We start from the raw sequence: 3066 nt of genomic DNA on the forward strand, positions 1-3066 counted from the left end.
TCCGTCTTTAGCCAATTATGAATCACCTAAGATTCGCCAACTCCTCCGGGAATTCTTTGTGTCTGAGTTGCACCATGACCGTTTGATCGAGAAATCCTTGAAGAGTGTGGGAATTTCTGGTCAGCAACTACAACGGATGCTGCCATTACCCATGACCTTTGCGGTCTGTTCAAGTCTGGCAGTTTTTGCGAAGCAGCATCCCCTTAGCTTCAAGGCAGCATTATTAATGTTTGAAGAACACAGTGAGGAGTTCCACCAGTTATTCAAACAGCGGTGTCAAGATTTAGATTTGCCTTGTGAGTTTTATCAACCAATCTTGCTCCATGCCAAAATTAATGACGATGGAGCACATGAAGACATTACCGAGGTTTTGTTAGCAGACGTAGCTTATGTTTCACCAGAAGACCAATTAGTGGTTAAGAAGAACATGACTGCCCTAATGGAATCTATGGTGCTACGGACTCACGAGATTTTGGATTATTATGGCAATCCACAGAACCGAATTCCTCGCTGTTTTGATATCATAGGGGGTTAAGCATTAAGCCAAAAGCGGTCAGTGGTCAGTGGTCAGTGGTCAGTGGTCAGCCCTCAGCGGTTAGCGGTCAGCCCTCAGCCCTCAGCTCTCAGCTCTCAGCGGTTAGCTCTCAGCGGTTAGCCCTCAGCGGTTAGCTGATCGCTGATATAGCAGTCGCCAGGGCAGTTAGGACATGACAAAAGTCTCAAACCTAAGTAAGCGCAAGAGTTTGACTTCTGACTTCTGACTTCTGACTTCTGACTTCTGCTATAGCTGATTGCTGAACGCTAGTTTTATTAGTACTCAAAGGGTCCTAACGGCTCATCTTCTTCTTCAGACAGGTTGATGGGTTTGTAATCCACATAATCGCTTTGGTCTGAGTAGTTAGAGGATGTTTCCTCCCTTGGGGGGGTACGACGCTTTCTTTCCCTTGAGGCTATCTGTGAGTCATAGTTTTCTGAGTCATAGTTTTCTATAGATTCACCACGGGAACGGTTACGGCGAACGGGTCTGTCTTCTCTATCCCTGTCTAGATCTCTGTCTAGATCCCGATCTAACTTAGCCTCCCAAGTGTCTACGGATCGTTCTACAGGTCGTTCGACAGATTGTTCTGAAGGACGAGAACGTCTACTACGAGATGGTTTTTCTTCCCAATCACTATCTAACTGAGCCTGCCAGGTCTCTCTAGGTCGTTCTGAAAACTGACCATTAGAACGAGGGCGGCGTTTACGCGATCGCTCTTCTAGCCTGGATTCCTCTAAACTCCCTCGACTCCTTGAACGGCGGGTTTCTACTTCATAACGCTCTGTGCGCCTTTCCCTCGAATCTGGTGTGGGCCGCAAGCGAGGGTTGGAGTATCGCTCCTCTACGGGCTCTAGTTCATCGTATTCATCATAAACATTAGCCTCTTGTGGTTCTTCGCGGTAATAGTTACGGCTAACTGGTCGCTGACGGTCTTCAAACCCAGCATCTTCCCGGGCTTTTTTAGTGGCAACGCCCCGTAACCGCAGACTTTCCACACCAAAAAATATTGCTGTACCGCTCAACAACAGCTGACTCAACTGCAAAATTGGATCGAGTCGCCATCCCTGAGTCACGAGAATAAAGCCACAAACTACCCCGACCACAGTGAAAAAGATATCATGGTCTCTGGCTAGTTCTGGACGGACCGAGCGCAGGAAATAGAGTCCTGCTCCGGCAAGCATCAAGAATATGCCCAAAAGGCTAGCTGAATTAAACCCAAAATTTACCATTGCTACTCTCCTATGGCCAGTCTTATGGTAGCGAGTTATTGGTCTTACACTCTACTGTAACTGGAGAACAACCATTTTACTGCTGGATCAGGAGAGATTGTGAATACAAAAATTGAGCGGGTTCACAACCCACTCAATTTCCGGAAGCTCTAAGCTCCGCCTTATTTCCTTTAAGCCATAGATAGTAGGGATTTCGTTATGATCGTTTGATCTTATCGCTCTGGCTAAAGATGAGTAGTGCTATAGTGGCAGGAATAACCACAATGGCAGTACCCAAAAGTAAACTCCACAAAAAGTTGGCTAATGAAGGTGTCATAAAAACTCCTAGTTAATTTGTAAATCTTGTTTGTGATTCTCCTACACTTCCCAATCGGGTAAGTGTTAGACATGATTGCTTTCTCCCATGCCACTGCCGCTTCCCTATCGGATGGTGAGGCTTGGTGAGGGATGAACCAAGAACATGATACTATTATTGAGAAACTTTACGGAACTGCTCCAGGCTGAAAGCCCCGTGTTTTCAAACCGGGGATGAAAGCCAGGTAGCGACTTTAGTCGCCTAGATACAACTTTGCCAAAAAGGCTGACACTTTCCTAGCGCTAGAGTAATATATAGATATGGGTACAGGCTGAAAATCCGAGGCACAACCGGGAGAGAGACCCGCAATTGTTTGACCTTAAAGTAGAAATGCCCGGAGGGCAGGGAAAATCCTCCTTTCTTGATGCAGTCGCTCATGGGGGAAACCCCCAAGACCGCGCTGCATCGCTAAAAACCCAATCATCAACCAACAATTGGTGTGTGAACCCAGCCAGATCACAACTTGAAAAAAATGGTACGGCGGGGCACGCCGGAACCGAGTGAAACAGGAAAGCAACGGACTTTATAAGGCACTTTTCAAAAAGTAACTAAACGCCTAAGGAGACTAGCCCGCTGGGTCTTTCGTGAACTGAACTAGATTCTTTGTCTTGACGGGATAATGGTTTAGATATTGCCATTTGGACACGGAGGTTTAAGGCCGGTTGTAGATCTAGGAATCCCCGTCTTTTTAAAGCGGGGAGTGTCAAGTTAAATTAACTAGAATCACAAGGACACTCGTAAGCCACCTACCGACCTTAGGCGGCAGCTAAGCATATGCGCTACGCGCCTACGCTAACAGCTAGGGCTCACAGGCTTCTAGCCTGTGCCACTTTAATTGAGGTGCTTTTGACTAAAATAAGCTGACCACTGACCACTGACCGCTGAGAGCTGACCACTGACCACTGACCGCTGATGGTGGCACCGGCAATACATTTGTGATTATT

4 protein-coding genes are annotated in these 3066 nt (G+C 46.9%); 2 read left to right on the forward strand and 2 right to left on the reverse strand.

Features of this window, described 5'->3' with window-relative positions:
• A partial coding sequence (locus F6K52_RS34660; RefSeq protein ID WP_293089505.1) for a hypothetical protein occupies positions 1–535 on the forward strand: 535 nt, incomplete at its 5' end.
• 275 nt (positions 536–810) lie between these two features.
• Here F6K52_RS34660 and F6K52_RS34665 read toward each other — a convergent pair.
• Positions 811–1767 (reverse strand): Ycf66 family protein, encoded by a 957-nt coding sequence (locus F6K52_RS34665; protein WP_293089508.1) that lies wholly within the window; start codon positions 1765–1767, stop codon positions 811–813.
• Between the two features lie 196 nt (positions 1768–1963).
• Positions 1964–2083 (reverse strand): photosystem II reaction center X protein, encoded by a 120-nt coding sequence (locus F6K52_RS34670; RefSeq protein ID WP_293089511.1) that lies wholly within the window; start codon positions 2081–2083, stop codon positions 1964–1966.
• A gap of 348 nt (positions 2084–2431) precedes the next feature.
• Between F6K52_RS34670 and F6K52_RS34675 the strand changes: the two genes are divergently transcribed.
• Positions 2432–2626, forward strand: a complete 195-nt coding sequence (locus F6K52_RS34675; protein WP_293089512.1) for a hypothetical protein — start codon at positions 2432–2434, stop codon at positions 2624–2626.
• Positions 2627–3066 lie beyond the last annotated feature (440 nt).

The sequence above is a fragment of the Moorena sp. SIO3H5 genome (genome assembly GCF_010692395.1).
Lineage (GTDB): Bacteria > Cyanobacteriota > Cyanobacteriia > Cyanobacteriales > Coleofasciculaceae > Moorena.